We start from the raw sequence: 19,554 nt of genomic DNA on the forward strand, positions 1-19,554 counted from the left end.
CGTCACACCCTGCTCCTCACCCAATCGCCAACTGACTCACAACCAGCCTGGCGAAGAGGGGGTTGTGCAAAACCCTGCGACGGTCGGACGCGAAATACGGCGCGGTTGTGCAAAACCCCGCGACGGTCGGACGCGAAATGCCGTGGCGGGACCGCATTTTGCGTCCGACCGTGGCAGGGGTTTCCACAGGCCGGCCGAACTGGGGTGTCGGCAGCGCATGGGGTGGTGGTTAGAGGCGGGTGGTGGTTAGAGCGGGGGGATGAGGGTGCCTTCTTGGGGGTCGTAGCAGACCAGGTTGTGCTCGGTGGCGAGTTGGCCCATGTACGCGGCGACCTCGTCGGCCCGGTCGAAGTCGATGTTGACGGCGAGTACGTCGCCCACCGCGTCGTCCAGCAGTGGCGACGACCGCCAGGGACAGCCCGGCGCGTCCAGGTCGTCGGGATATCGCTGGGTGAGCGCCAGCACGTACGCGACGATGGGCTCGCTCGGGGGTGTTCGTCGTCCTCTTCGAGGAGTTCCATCATCTCGTCGTACCGGTCGTCGGCCTCTTCGTCGTCGGTCGGACGCTTGCCAACCCAAACCGCGATGTCGTAGCTCATGCCCAGATGCTGCCCGTTTCCGGCCCGCTTGCACAGGTTCACCCGGACCTCCCGCGAGTGGACGCGACCACTCGCGGCAGAAGACCACCAGTGGCCCGCATTTCGCGTCCGACCGTGGCGGCGTTTTCCACAGGGGACCACTTCGCGGTGGTGTGGGTTAGGCGCGGCGTTGGGTGGCCCAGTCGCGGAGGAGTTCGATGCGTTCGCGGAGTTGGTCGGCGGAGGCGTGGGCCGCGGCGGGACCGCCTAGTTTGCGGCGCAGGTCGTTGTGGATGACGCCGTGGGGTTGGCCCGTTCGGTGGTGCCAGGCGGCGACCAGGCCGTTGAGTTCGCGGCGCAGCAGGGACATCTGCTCGTGGGTGGCCAGCTCCGTCACGCGGTCCGGTTCGCCCCGGGCGTCGCGGTCCTGGAGGCGGTTGGCCTTCTTCTGGGCGGCGAGGGACTTGGCCTGCCGCTTGTTCAGCAGTTCGCGGACCTGGTCCGGTTCGAGCAGACCCGGTAGGCCGAGGAAGTCGAGTTCCTCGTCGGAGCCGATCTCACCGCCGGTGCCGTAGTCGCCGCCGTCGAAAACCACCCGGTCGAACGACGCGTCCGAGCCGAGCGCCTCGAAGTTGCCCTCGAGTTCGTCGGAGGCGGCCTCGGTCTTGTTGGCCGCCGCGAGCAGCCCGTCCTCGAGGGCGAAAATGTCGCCGTCCTCGGTCGAATTCTTTCGGCCGAGAACGTGGTCGCGTTCGACCTCCATTTCGGCGGCGAACCCGAGCAGCCGGGTCACCGACGGCACGAACACCGAAGCCGTCTCACCCCGCTTCCGCGCCCGCACGAACCGCCCGACGGCCTGCGCGAAGAACAGCGGCGTCGAGGTGGGCGTCGCGTACACCCCGACGGCCAGCCGGGGTACGTCGACGCCCTCGCTGACCATGCGGACCGCGACCATCCAGCGCTGTTCGCCCTCGGAGAAGGCGCCGATCTTCTTGCTGGCGGCCTTCTCGTCGGACAGCACCACGGTCGGCGCCTCGCCGGTGAGCTCGCGCAGCACCTTGGCGTACGCGCGCGCCGTGTTCTGATCGCCCGAAATGACGAGCCCGCCCGCGTCGGGCATGTGCCGCCGTACCTCGGTCAGCCGCTTGTCCGCCGCCGCGAGCACCGCGGGCATCCACTCGCCGGTCGGATCCAGCGCCGTACGCAGAGCCTGCGCGGTGAGGTCCTTGGTCAGCGGTTCACCCAGCCGCGCGGCGATCTCGTCGCCGGCCTTGGTCCGCCAGCGCATCTCACCGGAGTACGACATGAAGATGACCGGCCGTACGACGTGGTCGCGCAGGGCGTGCCCATAGCCGTAGGTGTAGTCCGCGCGGCTCCGGGCGACCCCGTCATGGCCGTGCTCGTACGTCACGAAGGGGATCGGGTTGTCGTCGGAGCGGAACGGCGTACCGGTCAGGGCGAGCCGGCGCGTGGCGGGTTCGAACGCCTCGCGGATTCCGTCACCCCAGCTCAGCGCGTCGCCACCGTGGTGGACCTCGTCGAGAATGACCAGGGTGCGGAACTTCTCCGTGCGGACCCGGAAGGCCAGCGGATTGACCGCGACACCGGCGTAGGTGACCGCGACGCCCTGGAAGTCCTTGTTGGTCCGGCCCTTGCGTCCGGCGAAGGCCGGGTCGAGCGCGATTCCGGCGCGATCGGCGGCCTCGGCCCACTGGACCTTGAGGTGCTCGGTCGGCGTGACCACGGTGATGCGCTCGATCGTCCGGCGTTGCAGCAGTTCCGCGGCGACCGTCAGCGCGAACGTCGTTTTACCGGCGCCCGGGGTCGCGACCGCGAGAAAGTCCTTGGGTTGTTTCTCCAGATAGAGCTGCAAAGCCTCGGCCTGCCAGGCGCGGAGCTTGCTCGCTGTACCCCAGGCGGCACGGTCCGGATATGCGGGTGGAAGGACTAGTGGCTGAGCGGGGACATGCGAGTTCACCGGCTGCTCTACTCCCCCGAAAGTCGTGTGATCGGCCGTGCAGGAACGTTACCTGAAATCACACCCAAGGTCAGATCGCCGCCTGGCCGGCGCGGCAGCGGGCGTGTCGGGTACCCCGCCGCGCCGGATCAAAGCCCGGGAACTCGCGGCACTGGGCGTGTCGGCGGGATTGATTAGACTCAAGCCATGAGCACCCAGCTGAGCCCCGGCGCCGAGACGATCGTCGACGAGCGCACCAAGCCGTCACTCGATGAAGGTGACCACGAGCGGTTCTCGCACTATGTGCCGAAGGACAAGCTCACCGAGGCCATGGTGATGGGCACCCCCGTGGTCGCGTTGTGCGGCAAGGTGTGGGTGCCGAGCCGCGACCCGCAGAAGTTCCCGGTCTGCCCGGAGTGCAAGGAGATCTGGGAGTCGATGAAGCCCGGTGACGACAAGGGCGACGGCGACAAGGGCGGCGACAAGAGCTGACCGCCGCGTCAGTTGTGCGAGGGGTCGTCCGGGTACGTCGCCAGGAAGGCCATCTCGTCACGCTGGCGGCGTAGCACCCGTCGCCACAGCGTCTCCGGCCGCAGGCTGAAGACATCGTCGGGCTCGGACGGTACGACGTACCACGCGCCCTCGGTGATCTCGTCCTCCAGCTGACCGCTGCCCCAGCCGGAGTAGCCGGCGAAGATCCGCATCCGGCTGATCGCGCCGGCCAGCAGTGCGGGCGGTGCGTCCAGATCGAGCAGGCCGATCCGCCCGAAGCACTCGCGCCAGCCGGGCGGATCCACCGCGCCGGCGATCTCCGCGACGGCCAGGGCGCTGTCGGTACCGACCGGGCCACCCATGAACAGCACTCCGGGCGCGCTGACCGTGTCCGACCAGTCGGCGAGCACCCGGTCAACCTCGAGATCGGCCGCGCGGTTCACCACCACGCCCAGGGCGCCGTCGTCGTCGTGGTCCAGCAGCAGGATGACGGACCGGCGAAACGGTGGCTCGTCGAGCATCGGTGTGGCCACCAGAAGCGATCCGGTCAGGGTCGTCGCCGTCATGCCTCCATCATGTCCTGCCGACGCGCCTCGCGCTCACCATCCACGCCCCGAGTGCCACGCCGACCAGATCCGCGACGGTGTCGAACGCGTCCCCGCTGCGCATCGGCAGTACGACGTGCTGAATCACCTCGCTGATCACCGCATTGGCCGCCAGTACGGCGAACAGCGGCCATGCGGGTACACCGGCCCGCGGGCCGAGGTAGGCCACGGCCGCGAAGATCAGCAGGTGCACGACCTTGTCCGCGTACGGAAAGCCGGCCTCAGGGCCGGCCGCCCGCGGCGCGTACAACGCGGCGAGTTGCACCGCGCAGGCCACGCCGAAGGCGATCCGCCACATCAGCAGGGTCACGCCGGGGAGTCGTCCGGGAAGTGCTCAGCCGCCGGCGGCTTACCGCCCGCGGCGTCACGAACGGCGTGCGCGACGATCGTGTGCACCTCCGGGTGGAAGACGCTGGGCACGATGTAGTCCGCGTTCAGCTGGTCGTCGGTGACCACGCTGGCCAGCGCCTTCGCGGCGGCCAGCTCCATCTCGATCGAGACCTTCGACGACTGCGCGTCGAGCAGACCGCGGAAGACGCCCGGGAAGACCAGCACGTTGTTGATCTGGTTCGGGAAGTCGCTGCGGCCGGTGGCCACCACTGCGGCGTGCTCGTGCGCGGCAGCCGGATCGACCTCGGGGTCGGGGTTGGCCAGCGCGAACACGATCGACTTGTCGGCCATCGTGGCGATGTCGTCACCGGTCAGGATGTTCGGCGCGGAGACCCCGACGAACACGTCGGCGCCGGCCAGCGCGCCCTTGAGGTCGCCGCTGTACTTCGCGGCGTTGGTGTTCTCCGCGATCCAGCGCAGTTCCGGCGACAATCCGTCGCGCTCGGTGTGAATGACCCCGGCGACGTCGGCCACGATCGTGTCCTTGACCCCGGCCTCGATCAGCAGCTTGAGAATCGCCGTACCCGCGGCACCCGCGCCGGACAGCACGACCCGGACCGAGCCGATGTCCTTGCCGACCACGCGCAGCGCGTTGAACAAGGCCGCCAGCACCACGACCGCCGTACCGTGCTGGTCGTCGTGGAAGACCGGGATGTCGAGCTCCTCGCGCAGCCGGGCCTCGATCTCGAAGCAGCGCGGCGCGGAGATGTCCTCCAGGTTGATACCGGCGAAGCCCGGGGCGATCGCCTTCACCACCTGAATGATGGCCTCGGTGTCCTGGGTGTCCAGGCACAGCGGCCACGCGTCGATGCCGGCGAACCGCTTGAACAGCGCGGCCTTGCCCTCCATCACCGGCAACGCGGCCTTCGGGCCGATGTTGCCCAGGCCGAGTACGGCCGAGCCGTCGGTAACGACGGCGACGGTGTTGCGCTTGATGGTCAGGCGGCGCGCGTCGTCGGGGTTCTTCGCGATGGCCAGGCAGACCCGGGCGACACCGGGGGTGTAGACCATCGAGAGGTCGTCCCGGTTACGGATCGGGTGCTTGGCCTCCATCGAGATCTTGCCACCGAGGTGCATCAGGAAGGTCCGGTCCGAAACCCGGCCGATCTCGACGCCCTCGACCGCGCGCATGGCCTCGACCAGGCGGTTCGCGTGCTCGGTGTCGGCGGCCGCGCAGGTCACGTCGATGCGGAGCCGCTCATGGCCCGAGGCCGTCACGTCCAGCGCGGTGACCACACCACCGGCCTGCTCCACGGCGGTCGTCAGTCTGCTCACCGCCGATCCGCCGGCGGGCACCTCGAGTCGAACAGTGATGGAGTACGAAACACTCGGCATGGATGTCACGCCGGGATCTTCTCATGAGCCCACTGCCCACGGTGGTTACGTACATTGAGTACACACCGCCACCCCCTGATTCCCGCCGCCACGAGCCGCCACCTCCGCCCCCACGAGTCGCCACCTCCGAACGCGCGGGCGGCCACCTTCATCCGCGAGTGGTCGCCGCCTTTGCACGCGGCAAGTGCGGTCACCAGGGCAGCGAAACCGGGTCCACGCAGGGAAACCGGGTCCACGCAGGGAAACCGGGTCCGTGCAGGGGTAATAACCCGTCCGAGGACCCGATACCCGCAACCTGTCCTAGGCCGGCGGCGCCACCAGGGTTTCGGACCGGCCTCAGCACCGTCTCCCGGGGTGCAGACGCGACCACTCGTGGACGAGACGTTCGAACTTGCCCACTCGTAGACGAGGAGGGCGGGCCGCCACTCGTTCGCAGTAGGCGCTACCGAGCTTTATCCACAGCCGCCCGGGCGAGGTGAGAAGGGCTCGGCCGCGTCTGCTTCTGCCTCGCGGACGACCGACGGGCTACCGGGCCGACCGGCCGACGGGCTGCCGGGCCGACGGCTGATGGGCTGACGGCTGATGGGCTGACGGCCGATGGGCTGACGGAGTGGGGGACTAGTCGTCGGGGGTGGCGAGCCAGGTGGCGACGGAGTCGTTGTGTTCGCCTAGGCGGGGTGGGGGGAGGTTGGTTTCGCGGGCGCCGGCGAATGGCTGGTCGTCGAAGCGGAGGGGTGGGCCGGGGAGCTGGATCCGCCCGAGGGTGGGGTGGTCCACGTCGATCAGGAGGCCTTGCGAACGGGTTTGCTCCCACTCGTAGACCTCGGCGATATCGCGCACTTTGCCGGCCGGGATTCCCGCCGCGGCGAGCTGGACCAGGCACTCGTCCGACGGCAGCCCGGCGAAGGCGTTCTCGATCGACGCGGTCAGCTCGTCGCGGTGGGCCACCCGCAGCGCGTTCGTGGCGAACCGCTCGTCGGCCGGGTCCAGCCCCACCATCGGCGCGAACAACCGCCACTGGCCTTCGCTGCCGACGGCAACCTGGACGATGCCGTCCTTGGTCCGATAGAGGCCGTACGGCGCGATCTGCGCGTGGTGGTTCCCGACTCGGCCGGGCACCTCCCCCGCGACGGTCCACTTGGTGCCGTGGAACGCGTGCACGCCGACCACCGACGCCAGCAGGCTGGTCCGAACCACCCGGCCGCGCCCGGTGATGGACCGCTCGTGGATCGCGGCGAGTACGCCGTACGCGCCGTACATCCCGGCCAGCAGGTCCGCGATCGGTACGCCGGTTTTGGTCGGTTCGGTCTCGCCCGTGATGCTCATCAGGCCGCCTTCGCCCTGAGCGATCTGGTCGTATCCGGCGCGACCGCCCTCGGGTCCGTCGTGACCGAAGCCGGTGATCGAGAGGATGACCAGGCCCGGGTTCAGCTCGTGCAGCGCCTCGACGGAGAAGCCGAGGCGGTCGAGCACACCCGGGCGGAAGTTCTCCAGCAGTACGTCGGCCTTGCGGATCAACCGGGTGAGGAAGTCCTTGCCCTCGGCCGATTTCAGGTCCGCGGTGACGGATTCCTTGTTCCGGTTGGCGGACAGGAAGTACGTCGACTCGCGCGCGTCGTCCGGCCCGGCGAAAGGTGGTCCCCAGCCCCGGCTGTCGTCGCCACCGTCCGGCGTCTCCACCTTGATCACCCGCGCGCCGAGATCGCCCAGCATCATCGCGGCATGCGGCCCCGACAGCGCCCGCGTCAGGTCGACAACCACCAGATCCGAAAGAAGATTCTGCACCCGCCCACCCTAGTTCGCCGTCGCCTGCGCGCTCCGCGCTCGTCCTTGGCGTTCATTCGTCGGAATCCGCCCTCGGCGCCGGCAGTCTGGAGGGGGACTGCCTGGAGGGCGGATTCCGACGAACGAACGCCAACGCCAGTTAGACCTTCGCGTGGGTTGTGCGGCGGACCAGGGAGGCGAGGCGGTGGGAGACGTCGCGCGGCCTTTCCTGCATCAGCATGTGGCCCGCCTTCGGGTACATCCACAGGCGCGCGTTCGGCAGCAGCTCGGCCGTACGGTTCGCGTGGCGCGGCGAGAGCAACCGGTCGCGCGTCCCATGCATGACCTCGACGGGCAATTCCGCGAGCACCTCGAGCGCCTCTTCCCGATTGTGCTGAGTGATCGCCTCGAAGAACCCGGCCAGCGATTGCCCAGGCGTATCCGCGAGATCGGCGAGCAGGATGTCCACCTCGGCCGGATCGGGGCTCACTCCGAAGACCAGTCGCGCCAAGGCCGGCCGCTGCAACCGGGCACCCAGCGCGAGGGCCCGCCACCGCGCTGCCGCCCGGGTCAGCGCCGCAGCCTGAGCCTTCTCCGCCTCGGCGATCTCGGCCTTGGTGGCCAGCTTTTGCGCACGGCGTTCGAGACGTTGCCCCGCCAGATTCATGGCCCGCGGCGCAACCCGGGCCGCGGTGGAGTCGAACTGCCGGGGCAGGCCGAACGCCCGATGCGAGATGTTCCCGGTCGACGTACTGATGAACGCCGCCGCAGCAATCCGCTCACCGAACAAATCGGGCCGATGCTCAGCCAACGCCAGCAGGGTCATGCCGCCCATCGAGTGCCCCGCGTACACAACCGGCCCGGACGGCGCCAACGTGTCCAGCACGGTGACCACGTCCTCGGCCAACTGCTCGATCCGGGTAGTCCCCGGCAACGCCGCGTCGCTTCGGCCATGCCCGCGGTGGTCCCACGCGATCACCCGTACGTTCTCCGGGCCGAGAATGCGCGGCAGATCCTTCAACTGGTGATGCCAGCTCCGGGTCGAACAGGTCCACCCGTGCGCCAGCAACACCGTCGCCGGCGCCGCCGGGCTCCCCGTCATCACCGCCCGCAACCGCACCCCGTCCCCCGCCACCACCACCCGCTCCTCAAGCCCCCCAGCCCCGGTGTGTCGCCGTTCATCGGACGCTTGTGACACGGTGTGTCGCCGTTCATCGGACCCTTGTGACCAAGCGGACTCTTGGGACGAGGCGGGCTCTGGTGACGAGGCGGACTCTTGTGGCCGTGTTTGCGTCATAGCTTCCCCAGTTTCTCCGCGAGCTCGCCCAGACCGCCCTTACGCCGTTGCTGGTTCGTCCGCAGCCGGACGACGCGATCCGCCACCGACGGTAGATGCCGGGCGATCGCCACGCCAAGACCGGTACCGCGGGTGGAGGCGCGGTTGCGCGGCGGGCGTTTGGCCGCGGCCACGTTCACGATGGTACGAACCACCTGGCCGACCGTTTCCGCGGGCAGGAACATGCCGAGGTCGACCCCCCGCGCGAGCGACGCGTCGTGAATGGGCGTCCGGACGTAGCCGGGGTAGATCACGCTCACGTCGATGAGCCGGCCGTTCTCCAGCCGCAATGCGTCCGCGTAGGTGTCGATCGCGCGTTTGGAGACCAGGTAGGACGCGGCCAGCGGCAGGTTCACGTAGGCAAGGCCCGACGCGACGAAGATGACCCGGCCGCGGTTGGCCCGCAGTTCGGGCAAGGCGGCGGCCGTGACACCCCAACCGGCGAACAGGTTGACCTCGATCACCTTGCGGGCAACGGCGTCCGGGGCTTCCCCTGCGAGCCCCGGAACACCGATGCCGGCGTTGTTGATCAGCAGGTCGAGCCCACCGAGCCGGCTGATCGCCTCGCCGACCGCGAGCGGGATCTGCTCGGGCCGGGTCAGATCGCATTCGAGAATGTCGTCGGTCTTCTCCAGGTCGAGACCGATCACCTGCGCGCCGCGACCGCGGAACTGCTCCATCGCGGCCGAGCCGAAGGCTCCGGCGGCCCCGGTGATCAGCACCCGCTTCCCGGTCAGGTCCCAGTCGCCGGGTTTGCGCGCTCCAGCCCTGCCGGTCATGCGTTCTCCTTCTGACGGGCGTTCTCGAGGGCCTCGACGCGCAGTCGTCCACCGCGGGCGCCGCGACCGATCAGCCAGGCAATTCCGGCGAGCTCCAGAACGCCGACCACCGCGACCAGGGCGTAGCCGGTGTTCCACATCCACGGCGGTACGTCGGTCCGCTCCTCCCGGCGCAGCACCTGTTGCTCATGCCCGAAGGTCCGGGTCGATCCGCTCACGGCGGCGATGCCTTCCTTGCCGATGGCATCATCCTTCGGCGCATAGACCCACATGGCAACCAATTCGCGCGATCCGGTGTGCAGCCGCACCATCGACTTCCACTTGCCATACAAGGGCAACGGGCCTTCGGACCGATAGGTGCCTTCGGCAACTCGAACCATCCGGTGGATCTCGCGACCACCACCCTGCCAGGACATCGCGTCGAACCAGCGTGCGTCCTTCGCCGCGTCGGCCGGGCTCAGCTTGACCGTCACGTACGCCGTCGGCTCGGCGCCAACCGCGACCGGCTCAAGCGTCATCGTCGCACTCACGCCTTCCCCACCCGTCCGCGGAACGCTGAAGAAGATCGTGGCCAGTACCAGCGCCAGACCAGCCGCACCGAGCTGATGAGTGAGCCGAAGCGGCGGCGTGCGCCGTACGTCGCCGGCGACTTCCGCGAGCCGGGTGCCGATCCAGGCGCCGATCAGGCCCGCGCCGATTGCGGTGACGAGACCAAAACCGATTGCCGGCAGCAACATCGAGGACGACCAGGGGATCGGCATCCAAAGCTTGCTCCAGGCAAACTCCGCCAGTACGCCGATGGTGCCGATCAAGGCGCCCGCGATGACGCCGAGGCGGAAGCGGTTCTTGTTGCCGAAGGCAAGGGCCACGATCTCGACGATCAGCGCCTCCACGAGCAGCAGCGGGAAGTGCCCGAGGATCTCCCCCAGCGGCTGGTCCACCAGGAACGCGATGGCGCCGCGCACCGCCAGGTAGACCACCAGCGCGCCGAGCGCCGTACCAGGGCCGCGGCGTGAGCGCAGAATGGTGAAGGCCATCGCGGCGCCGAAGGCGATCAGGATCGGCTGCAGGATCAACGGGAACTGCGGTACGCCGTAGTTGAACTCCGTGCTGAAGAGGTCCCACGCGATCAGCAGCGCGCCGACCGTGATGATCTCCTGCACCCGGCGACGCAGGTTCGTACCGACGAGCTGTTCCACCTCGGCCAGCGCCAGCAGCCGGGCGAAGATCGAGAAGACCACGCCACCGATCATCAGCAGGTGGGTCGGACCCCAGAGCGTGACGTCCTCGCCGAACAGGCGGTGCCACATGTCGTCCATCGGGAAGCCGACCAGCGCGAACGTGCCGCAGAAGGTGACCAGCGCCGCGCTGCACGGAATGCGCCAGCCCTTGGTGAGCTTGATCGTGCCCGCGGGCAGCGGTTTGCCGGCCAGCGCGATCGGCAGGACGCCGGCCACGATGACACCGAGAATGCCGAAGAAGATCGGGTAGTGCGCGGGCGTACCGAACGGACCGGTGTCGCGGCCCTTGTCGATGTGCACGGCGATGTCCCACCAAACGCCGAAGGCGGCCGCGAGCAGCGAGGCGGTGTGCAGGTACGGCGAGAGCGCGGCCCAGCGCGGTACGCCGTCGAGGCGACCGACGAATCCGGCGAACCGGCCGACCACGGTCTCGCGCCCGGTCCGCTCGCGCCACAGCAGTACGGCAAGAGACAGGTAGATCAGCGCGACGAAGCCCGTCACGATCGCCACCTGGTCGAACGACGCGGTCCCGGTCGAGGCCGCCAACGGCACCGTCATCTTCGTTCTCCCTCGGGCTGGATACCCGGCTGACGCCGAGCGAATGCTACAAGCTTGATGTTACATAGAGTATGTAACGTGTAGTCTGGGACACTGTCAAGGGTGGGAGGACATATGCCGGGTCCGGCCGAAGAACTGACCGTCGACCAGCTCGCCGCGAAGGTGGGCATGACCGTGCGAAATGTGCGCGCGTACGCGGGTCGAGGTTTGATCGGGCCACCCCGCCTGGTCGGTCGCACCGGCTACTACGGACCGGACCACGTCGCGCGGCTGACGCTCGTTCGCGAGCTGCTGGCCAAGGGCTACACGCTCGCCGCGGTGGAGCGGATGATGAGCGAGATGCCCGACGGCGAGATCGCCCTCGGCGTGTTCGAAACGCTCATCACCCCGTGGAGCCCGACCGAGCCCGAGGTCGTCACCGAGGAGCAGCTGGCTGAACGGGCCGGCGTTCCGCACGACCCCGCGATCATCGAGAAGCTGCTCGCGCTGGGCATCGCCGAGCGCCTCGAGGACCAGAGCCTGCGCATTCCGAACCCGGATCTGCTTCGCGCCGGCCTCGACGTGATCAAGCTCGGCGTACCGCTCGACGCGATCTTCGAGATGCTGCCGAAGCTGTTCGAGCACAGCAACGCGATCGCCAAGGTATACGTCGAACTCTTCCGCAACACCGTCTGGCGCCAGTTCGCCGACGCGGGCATGCCCGCCGAGGGCTGGCCCGAGATCCAGCGCACCCTGGAGAACATCATTCCGCTGGCCGGGCAGGCACTGGTGGCGTCGTTCCGTGAAGCGATGGGCCGCGAGATCGAGGGAGTCGCCTACGAGGAGTTCGGCCTCGATCCGACCGCGCTGTCCTCCGCGGGCTGACGCCGTTCGGCCGATGGGTGGCCAAGCTCTGCGGGGCGGTCGCCCAGGTCGTCGTTCCATTCGTCACCCCAGTCCTCGTCGGGCGCAGCCGCATCACCCCGGCGGGCGATTCGGATGAAGGCCGCAATCAGCAGCAACGGCCCGAGCACCATCGCGAGCTCGGGAATGCCGCCCAGGTGCAGCGCGATCATGAGCCGGCCACCAACGCGATGCCGCCCGCGGTGAACGCGACCATTGCCGCCAGCAACGGATACTGCGCCCGCCGGAGCTGCCGCCGCGCGAACAAGGCCGTCGCCCGGTCGTGCGCCGCCACCACACCGAGCACGTGACCCAGCACGATCGCCCCGATCTGCACCGCCGCGATGAAGCTCGTACCGATCACGGTGTAGTCGATCCGGCGATCCCCAAGGCCGAACAAGTCCCAGCCCCGGCCGAACGGATCGCCTGCGAGCAGTACGCCTTCCTGCCCTTGGAATACGGCGAACGAGAAGTAGTGCGCCACGGCGTACCCGATCGCGATCGGCACCAGCGAATGCGCGAACACCCCCGGCAGACCGGCCGCGCCGACCATGCCCGGCCGGATCCGGGCCGTGCCGGTCGAACGCGCCGCGGTCACGAAGAGAACCGAAACCACGGCCACGCTGACGATGAGCCCGAGGGTGTACGCCGTTACGTGGTTGAGGTTCGCCGTGGCCCGGGTCCAGATCGACCAACGACTCAACCCGTCGAAGGCCGTTGACCCGAGCAACAAGCAGAGCAGGGCAACCAATCCCGTTGCCTGCGGCATTGACGCGAGATTGCGCAGCGGGTTCCGTACCACCAGACGCCCGTCGACCCGGCCCCACGGACTGAGCCGCGCGAGCGTTTCGCCGTACACCTCGAAGCTGTCCCCCACCGCGAACCAGCCGGACCCGAAGGCAATACCTGCCACCACGTTCAGCACGCCGTACGCCGTGAGGAAGATCGCGACCACCAGCGGCCGCGCGGCGTCGGGGAAGCACAACTCGAGCCAGAGGAATACGGCCAGTACGGCAACCGCCGGCCAATACGCGTAGCGCTTCGGGAAGGCCGCGAAGCCTTCCGGACGGCGGAGTAGCGCGCGGCCAAACGCTGCCAGCGTGCGGAGCGGATTCGCCAGTCGCCAGATCGGGCCGAAGAGCAGCGAGAGCGGGATGATGCCGACCCAGATCCACACGTACAGCCAGGTAGGCGCGGGATTGAGCGCGGCCGACGTACTGCCGAACCAGGACGCGCCCAGCAGTACGGCGAGCGCCGCCAGACCGAGGCCCTTCAGCGCCCACCGGGTGATCCGCGAGTCGACGATGGCGGTCAGTCCAGCCAGAGCCCGGCCGGCCGGTTGCTCGAAGCGCGGGCGGGACCAGAACGCCGCCAGCGCGAAGAACGAGACCGCCACCGCAGCGGCCGCGGCGTAGATGCCGAGCCAGAGCGGAACGGGCAGATCACCGCGGCCACCGATGCCGTGCATGAGGATCACGCCAGCTCCGATCAGCCCGAGGTATCTGACCTGGCGAATGTAACACGCTGAATGTCACATAGGAAGAGTCTGGTAATCCGCCGGCTCGAACCGCTTGGTCAACGCCCGGAACCGGAAGGTGAACGACGGCCACAGCGTGGTGTTGCGCCCCTGCGAATCGAGGTACCAGCTGACGCAGCCGCCGCGGGTCCAGACGGTGTTCTTCATCGACGACCGGACCTGGTCAACGAACTGGCTTTGCACCTCGGGCTTCACGTCCACCTCGGCCAGCCGATTGCGGTCCATCGTCTTGATCGCGTCGAGCACGTACGCGACCTGCGACTCGATCATGTAGACCATCGAGCTGTGCCCGAGGCCGGTGTTGGGACCGACGAGCAGGAAGAAGTTCGGGAAGCCGGAGATCGTCGTACCGAGATAGGCCTCCATCCCGGCGGTCCAGCGCTCCCGCAGGGTTTGACCGCCACGGCCGTGCAGCATGTCCATCACCGGCAGGTCGGTGACGCGGAAGCCCGTGCCGTAGATGATCGTGTCGACCTCGTGCTTGGTGCCGCCCTCGGTGATCACCCCGGACGGCGTGACCTCGCGGATCGCATCGGTGACCACCTCGACGTTGGGCTGCGCCAGCGCCGGGTAGTAGTCGTCCGAGATCAGCACGCGCTTGCAACCGAGGGTGAAGTCGGGCGTGAGCTTGGCCCGCAGTTCGGGGTCGCGGATCTGCCGTTCGAGGTGCTTCTCGGCGATTCGCTGGCCTTGTTTCATCAGGGCCGGGGCTTTGGTGAAACCGAGCACCAAGGCCTCGCGCGACCAGTAGATACCGCCGCGAACCGCCTTCTGCGCAAGAGGAAAACGCCGGAAGATCGCCTTCTCGACCTTACTGATCTGGCGATCCGGCCGCGGCATGACCCAGGGAGGCGTGCGCTGGAACAGGTGCAACTCCTCCACCTCGGGCTGAATCGCCGGCACGAACTGGATCGCCGAAGCGCCCGTCCCGATCACCGCCACCTTGCGCCCGCTCAGGTCCTGCGAGTGGTCCCACTCGGCGGAGTGGAAGACCGCGCCCTCGAAGGTCTCGATGCCCGGCATCTTCGGGTACGACGGCTCGGCCAGTCCGCCCATGCCGGAAACCAGAACGTCGGCGGTCAATTCACCCTGCGAGGTGACGACGCGCCAGATCCGCTTGTCCTCATCCCAATGCGCCGCCTCGAGGGCATGCCCGAACCGGATGTGCGGCCGGACGCCGAAGTCGTCGGTCACCTTCTGCAGGTAGGCCTCGATCTCAGGCTGCGGGGAGAACGTCGACGACCACTCGGGATTCGGCGCGAACGAGAAGCTGTACAGATGCGAAGGCACGTCGCACCGGCAACCCGGATAGGTGTTGTCCCGCCAGGTGCCGCCGACCTCCTCGGCCCGTTCGAGCACCACGAAGTCGTGGTAGCCGGACTGCTTCAACCGGACGGCCATGCCGATACCGGCAAAACCCGTGCCGGCCACGATCACGCGGTGATGAGTGCTGGTCATGCCGCCTCCTGTTCAGCGAACTTACTTGGAGTAAGTTACCGGGAGTCAGTTAGACTCCGCAAGTGACCTCGACCACCTCCACCCCAGCCGTTCCCAGCGATGGGCGGCCGGCGCCGCGGCGCCGGGATCGGGCGGCGCGAGAGCGGGAGATCCTCGACGCGGCCGAGCAGATCTTCGGCGAACGCGGTTACCAGAGCACCTCGATGGACGACGTCGCGGCCGCCGCCGGCGTCTCGAAGCCGCTGGTCTACCAGTACTACGGCTCCAAGGACGGGCTGTTCGTCGCCACCTTGTCGCGGCTTCGCGCGCAACTACTGGAGTACGTGTCCGAGGAGATCATGACCGCGCCCGACACCGAAAAGGCGATGTACGCCGGATTGGTCGCGTGGTTCACCTTCCTGGACGATCATCCGCGAGCCTGGGCGGTCATGGTCGACGAAGGCATGCTCACTGACGGCCCAGCGGCGGAAGCGGCCGACGAGGTACGCACGGACTTCGTCAACCTCATCGCCGCAATGGTCCGCCTCAACCAACCGGCCGACTCCCCGTACGACGACGAGGAAGTACAAATCGTCGCCCAATCCATCTCCGGCGCCACCGAACGCCTAGCCATCTGGCGAACCCGAACCGGCGGCGGCCCACCCCCCGAAAAACTAGCCACCACCCTCATGGGCCTCCTCTGGGTAGGCCTAAATTCCCTGCAATCCGGCCAAACCTGGCCCTAACGCCGGCGACCGCCCCTCCACCACCGCTGGAGGCTTCCCTCCACCACCGCTGGCGCCCGCCCTTCCCTCACCGCTAGCGCGTCCCCTCCACCAACGCCGGCGTTGGTTGGTCTGCATTCGCTCGCCCCTCCGTACGGCGGCCCGCTGTGGTCGCCGATCCACAGGAGCCGGTGGAACCGTGGCACCCGTCCCCCTGAGTCTTGCGAATTGTCAGGTCGGTCCGGGCCGCGTCAAGGGTCGAGATCGGCTGCGCCGACGCGTGCGCGCCCTTGACCCGGCCCGAACCGACCAAAGGTGGCAGCTGTCAGGGGGACGGGTGGAGTCTGGCCGGGTTTGGGATGTCCGCACGCTCCGCGCCGGGTCCATCGTCATTCGATCAGGTGGTACGGGGCCAACTGGTGGTCCATAAGGACCGGCCTGCGGTCAAACGAGTCCACTGGCGGTCCAGGGGACCGGATGGCGGGCCAGCCGGACCGACTGCCGACTTTTGGTACGACTACCCGGCTGCAACCGGGTAGCGGTCAAACAACTCGGCAGCGGAGCCACCAAATCCCGGTAGCCGCGCGAAAACCCGGTAGCCGCCCGCGAAGCCGGCACCCACGCGACCCAAACCACCTACATCGCGCCCGTCCGTCGGCTTACCCGTCGAATATCGCATCACCTCGAGCTCCGCAGCGCCCGTCCAGACTCCACCGCACGGCTATCCGGGCTCATCAACGCCGACGGCCGACCCATCCTGCGACCAAAGGCCATCGCCGCCGCCCAAAGGCAGTTCCTGGGAGTGGCCAGCCATCCCGCCGGTGGGTTACCACCTCGAATTCCGGAGTGGTAACCCACCACGCGAGTGGCCAGCCACCCTCAGAGCCCGGTCACCGCAGCACCCCGGGCGGGGATCGGCCGGGCACGGACCGGGCGGGCGCGGACCGGCGCGGATCGGTCGGGCGCGGACCGGGCGCGGATCAGCCCGGCGCGGACCGGCCAGGCGCGGACCGGCCAGGCGCGGATTGGTCAGGCGCGGATCGGACGGGCGCGGATTGGACGGGCGGGGATCGGACGGGCGCAAGGTCTCGGATGGCCGCCAGACATGACGATCCAGCGGCATCCGTCGCATCGGCGCAACCGGCCAGGCCTCCACGGGATCCACCCGACGCAACCGGCCACACCCCACCCGTCCCCCTGATAGCCCGCCGCCCTTGGTGGACCCGGGACGCGTCAAGGGCGCGCACGCGTCGGCGAAGCCGATCTCAACCCTTGACGCGTCCCGGGTCCACCTGACAATTCGAAAGACTCAGGGGGACGGGTGACCACCGGAACCCCCTCCCGGCTTCGGAGCTCCCAGGGCAGGCGAAGACGACGACTCGCCCGAATTCGTCCGCCCACGTCACCGGCCCCAGCGGGCCGCCGTACCCAAGGCCGAGCGAATACACACCAATCGACGCCAACGCGGGTGGGAACTGGCAACGCAACACCGTGGCACCCGTGGTACCTGGCGGCAGGCCGTGGACACCCGACGGCAGGCCTGGCCTCGGTTGGGGGTGTGGTGGGATGGGTGGGGTGATGAGGAGGGTGCCGCCGGCGGGGTTGGTTTTGGGCGGGGTGGTTTCGGTTCAGTTTGGCGGGGCGTTGGCGGCCAAGCTGATTCAGGATATTGGGCCGGCTGGAACCGTGACGATGCGGTTGTTGCTGGCTGTTCCGATCCTCCTGCTGATCGCCCGTCCCACCTTGCGCAACAGAACACGCCACGACCTTCTGGCGGTAGTTGCCTTCGGCACCGTCCTTGGGCTGATGAATCTCTCGTTCTACCTCTCCCTGGAACGTCTCCCCCTCGGGGTTGCCGTCACGATCGAGTTCATCGGGCCGTTGGGGCTCGCGGCGGTGATGTCGAGGCGCCGGCGGGACTTCGTCGCGGTGGCCGCCGCGGCGGTTGGCGTCGTACTGGTGAACGGGCATGACCTGGCGGAAGTTGATTGGCTCGGGGTGGGATTCGCCGCGATGGCCGGGGTGCTTTGGGCGGCGTACATCTTGTTGAGTGCGGAGACCGGCCGGCGGTTCGATCAGCTCGACGGTCTTGCGTTGGCGATGGTGGTGAGCAGCATCATCGTCACCCCGATCGGCATCGGCACGAGCGGGACAGACCTGCTGCACTGGCACTACCTCGCGCTCGGTGGCGCGATCGCCGTACTGTCGTCGGTACTGCCCTATTCGCTCGAGACGCTGGCATTGCGGCGGATGAACCCGGCCGTCTTCGGCATCCTCATGAGCCTCGAACCGGCCGTCGGCGCCCTCGCGGGATTGCTTGTGCTCAGTCAGCGCCTCGACGCCGTCCAGATCGCGGGAATGGCCTGCGTGGTCATCGCGTCGATCGCGGTCACCCGGACCTCTCGTTCGGAACTACGAGACCTCTGAGGCCGATCGGCTTTAGGGTGGTTGGACAGCCGGATCATCAAGGGGGCCGCCATGTCCGTCGAGACCTTCAGTACCGCGTCACGCGTCGCCGAGCAGGGCGAGGGGGTGACGCTGGATGAACTGGGACTCGCCGCGCGTAATCACGGTATGCCGCTGGAGGCTTTGCGGTACGACCTGACGCCGACCGGGTTGCACTACATCCTGGTGCACTACGACATTCCCGCGGCGGACGCCTCGACCTGGCGGCTGGAACTTGGTGGTTGCGTCGAGCAACCATTGTCGATCGGTCTGACCGAATTGCGGGCGATGTCCCGGCAGACCGTGCGGGTCACGCTGGAATGCGCGGGCAACGGCCGTGCGCGGCAGGACCCACGGCCGATCAGCCAGCCCTGGCTGGTGGAGGCCGTCGGTACGGCGGAGTGGACCGGCGTACCGCTGGCCGCGCTGCTCGATCTCGCCGGCGTACGGCCGGACGGGGTGAACGTCGTCTTCACCGGGGCGGATCACGGGTTCGAGCGGGGTGTCGAACAGGACTACCAGCGCGGGCTTTCCCTCACCGAGGCGGCCGAAGCAGGCGCGATCGTCGCCTGGGAGATGAACGGCGAACCGCTGCCGCCACAGCACGGGTATCCCCTCCGCCTGGTGGTTCCCGGCTGGTACGGAATGGCCAGCGTGAAGTGGTTGCGCTCGATCGAGGTGATCGACCACGAGTTCACCGGCTACCAGAACGCGGTGGCCTACCGGCTGCGGCGTACGGCGGAGGAACCGGGCGTGCCGGTGACCCGGATCGAACCGCGGGCCTTGCTGATACCGCCGGGCCATCCGGACTTCATGAGCCGGGCGCGGTTCGTGAAGCCCGGTCCGGTCGAGTTACGCGGGCGGGCGTGGTCCGGCTGGGCGCCGGTGGACCGGGTCGAGATCAGCACCGACGGCGGGACCAACTGGCATCAGGCGCAGCTGGACCCGGCTCCGGAAGTCGATGCTGATGGCAACGAGTTCGCCTGGCGTGGTTTCTCGTACGAGTGGACGGCAACACCGGGTGAGTACGAGCTGACCGCCCGCGCGCACGACAAGAGCGGGCGGCTGCAACCGTTGCAGGCCGCGTGGAACCGCGGCGGCTTCGCCAACAACAGCGCGCACCGCATCCCGGTGGTCGTGCTCGACTGATCCCGCGTGTCGTATCGCGAATCGGGGTACTGGCGGTTCCATGATGAGAAAAGGACGACGCACGATTTCTCACACGGGACGCGGGCGATGAACTCCTTGGACACGGATCTGGCAGTCGGTATCCACCTGCATGCACGAGTGTTCCGCCGGACCCAGGCGCCACCCGGCGCGGCCTGGTACGTCGACATCGACGACCTGGATGATCCGCAGCCGGATGATCCCTACTGGTACGGCTACTTCTGCTCCCAGCGCGCGGCCATCGACGCCGCCTGCGAGCGAATGGCCGCCGCTCAGGCGGAGCGCCTGTACCGCCTGAGCGAAACCTGGACACTGACCGGATGACG

18 protein-coding genes are annotated in these 19,554 nt (G+C 68.3%); 6 read left to right on the top strand and 12 right to left on the bottom strand.

Annotated elements, in window-relative coordinates; genetic code table 11:
* Positions 1-246: 246 nt before the first annotated feature.
* Together ACFFGN_RS20760 and ACFFGN_RS20765 are read right to left on the bottom strand one after the other, a co-directional pair.
* Positions 247-465, bottom strand: coding sequence for a hypothetical protein (locus ACFFGN_RS20760; protein WP_380050198.1), 219 nt, complete (start codon positions 463-465; stop codon positions 247-249).
* Positions 466-756: 291 nt separating this feature from the next.
* Positions 757-2,556: a DEAD/DEAH box helicase gene (locus tag ACFFGN_RS20765; protein WP_380050201.1), complete on the bottom strand. Its 1,800-nt coding sequence runs from the start codon at positions 2,554-2,556 to the stop codon at positions 757-759.
* A 186-nt stretch (positions 2,557-2,742) separates the two neighbouring features.
* Here ACFFGN_RS20765 and ACFFGN_RS20770 point away from each other — a divergent pair, with 186 nt between their 5' ends.
* A complete protein-coding gene (locus tag ACFFGN_RS20770; protein WP_380050204.1) occupies positions 2,743-3,027 on the top strand; it encodes a DUF3039 domain-containing protein in 285 nt (94 codons plus the stop codon).
* Between the two features lie 8 nt (positions 3,028-3,035).
* Here the strand turns inward: ACFFGN_RS20770 and ACFFGN_RS20775 are convergent, their stop codons facing one another.
* From ACFFGN_RS20775 to ACFFGN_RS20805, 7 genes are all read right to left on the bottom strand, one after another.
* On the bottom strand, positions 3,036-3,593 hold the full coding sequence (locus tag ACFFGN_RS20775) for a YqgE/AlgH family protein (protein ID WP_380050207.1): 558 nt from the start codon (positions 3,591-3,593) through the stop codon (positions 3,036-3,038).
* Positions 3,594-3,600: 7 nt separating this feature from the next.
* Positions 3,601-3,942 carry a VanZ family protein gene (locus ACFFGN_RS20780; protein WP_380050210.1) on the bottom strand — a complete coding sequence of 114 codons (342 nt, stop codon included), beginning with the start codon at positions 3,940-3,942 and terminating at the stop codon, positions 3,601-3,603.
* Positions 3,939-5,366 (bottom strand): NAD-dependent malic enzyme, encoded by a 1,428-nt coding sequence (locus tag ACFFGN_RS20785; protein WP_380050213.1) that lies wholly within the window; start codon positions 5,364-5,366, stop codon positions 3,939-3,941. Before ACFFGN_RS20785 ends, ACFFGN_RS20780 begins: the two co-directional genes overlap by 4 nt.
* Positions 5,367-5,975: 609 nt before the next feature.
* Positions 5,976-7,142 (bottom strand): CaiB/BaiF CoA transferase family protein, encoded by a 1,167-nt coding sequence (locus tag ACFFGN_RS20790; RefSeq protein WP_380050216.1) that lies wholly within the window; start codon positions 7,140-7,142, stop codon positions 5,976-5,978.
* 139 nt (positions 7,143-7,281) lie between these two features.
* Complete coding sequence (locus ACFFGN_RS20795) at positions 7,282-8,259, bottom strand: alpha/beta fold hydrolase (protein ID WP_380050219.1); 978 nt, start codon at positions 8,257-8,259, stop codon at positions 7,282-7,284.
* Positions 8,260-8,414: 155 nt separating this feature from the next.
* A complete protein-coding gene (locus ACFFGN_RS20800) occupies positions 8,415-9,236 on the bottom strand; it encodes an SDR family NAD(P)-dependent oxidoreductase (RefSeq protein WP_380050222.1) in 822 nt (273 codons plus the stop codon).
* Positions 9,233-11,035 carry a hypothetical protein gene (locus ACFFGN_RS20805; RefSeq protein WP_380050225.1) on the bottom strand — a complete coding sequence of 601 codons (1,803 nt, stop codon included), beginning with the start codon at positions 11,033-11,035 and terminating at the stop codon, positions 9,233-9,235. Before ACFFGN_RS20805 ends, ACFFGN_RS20800 begins: the two co-directional genes overlap by 4 nt.
* A gap of 102 nt (positions 11,036-11,137) precedes the next feature.
* On the opposite strand from ACFFGN_RS20805, the gene ACFFGN_RS20810 reads away from it, so the two are divergent.
* Positions 11,138-11,899, top strand: coding sequence for a MerR family transcriptional regulator (locus tag ACFFGN_RS20810; RefSeq protein ID WP_380050227.1), 762 nt, complete (start codon positions 11,138-11,140; stop codon positions 11,897-11,899).
* On the opposite strand, the gene ACFFGN_RS20815 is transcribed toward ACFFGN_RS20810, so the two are convergent.
* From ACFFGN_RS20815 to ACFFGN_RS20825, 3 genes are all read right to left on the bottom strand, one after another.
* On the bottom strand, positions 11,851-12,090 hold the full coding sequence (locus tag ACFFGN_RS20815) for a hypothetical protein (protein ID WP_380050230.1): 240 nt from the start codon (positions 12,088-12,090) through the stop codon (positions 11,851-11,853). The two genes, ACFFGN_RS20810 and ACFFGN_RS20815, sit on opposite strands and share 49 nt — an antisense overlap.
* A complete protein-coding gene (locus tag ACFFGN_RS20820; RefSeq protein ID WP_380050678.1) occupies positions 12,087-13,385 on the bottom strand; it encodes a hypothetical protein in 1,299 nt (432 codons plus the stop codon). Before ACFFGN_RS20820 ends, ACFFGN_RS20815 begins: the two co-directional genes overlap by 4 nt.
* 63 nt (positions 13,386-13,448) lie before the next feature.
* Entirely contained in the window at positions 13,449-14,912 is a 1,464-nt protein-coding gene (locus ACFFGN_RS20825) for a flavin-containing monooxygenase (RefSeq protein WP_380050233.1), read from the bottom strand.
* Between the two features lie 62 nt (positions 14,913-14,974).
* Here ACFFGN_RS20825 and ACFFGN_RS20830 point away from each other — a divergent pair, with 62 nt between their 5' ends.
* The 4 genes from ACFFGN_RS20830 (at position 14,975) to ACFFGN_RS20845 (ending at position 19,552) form a co-directional block, all read left to right on the top strand.
* Complete coding sequence (locus tag ACFFGN_RS20830; RefSeq protein WP_380050236.1) at positions 14,975-15,637, top strand: TetR/AcrR family transcriptional regulator; 663 nt, start codon at positions 14,975-14,977, stop codon at positions 15,635-15,637.
* A 1,671-nt stretch (positions 15,638-17,308) separates the two neighbouring features.
* Complete coding sequence (locus ACFFGN_RS20835; protein ID WP_380050680.1) at positions 17,309-18,043, top strand: EamA family transporter; 735 nt, start codon at positions 17,309-17,311, stop codon at positions 18,041-18,043.
* Positions 18,044-18,094: 51 nt separating this feature from the next.
* On the top strand, positions 18,095-19,210 hold the full coding sequence (locus ACFFGN_RS20840) for a sulfite oxidase (RefSeq protein ID WP_380050239.1): 1,116 nt from the start codon (positions 18,095-18,097) through the stop codon (positions 19,208-19,210).
* Between the two features lie 87 nt (positions 19,211-19,297).
* Positions 19,298-19,552, top strand: coding sequence for a hypothetical protein (locus ACFFGN_RS20845; protein ID WP_380050242.1), 255 nt, complete (start codon positions 19,298-19,300; stop codon positions 19,550-19,552).
* Positions 19,553-19,554: the final 2 nt, after the last annotated feature.

The sequence above is a fragment of the Kribbella deserti genome, from assembly GCF_042434725.1.
GTDB classification, from domain to species: domain Bacteria; phylum Actinomycetota; class Actinomycetes; order Propionibacteriales; family Kribbellaceae; genus Kribbella; species Kribbella deserti.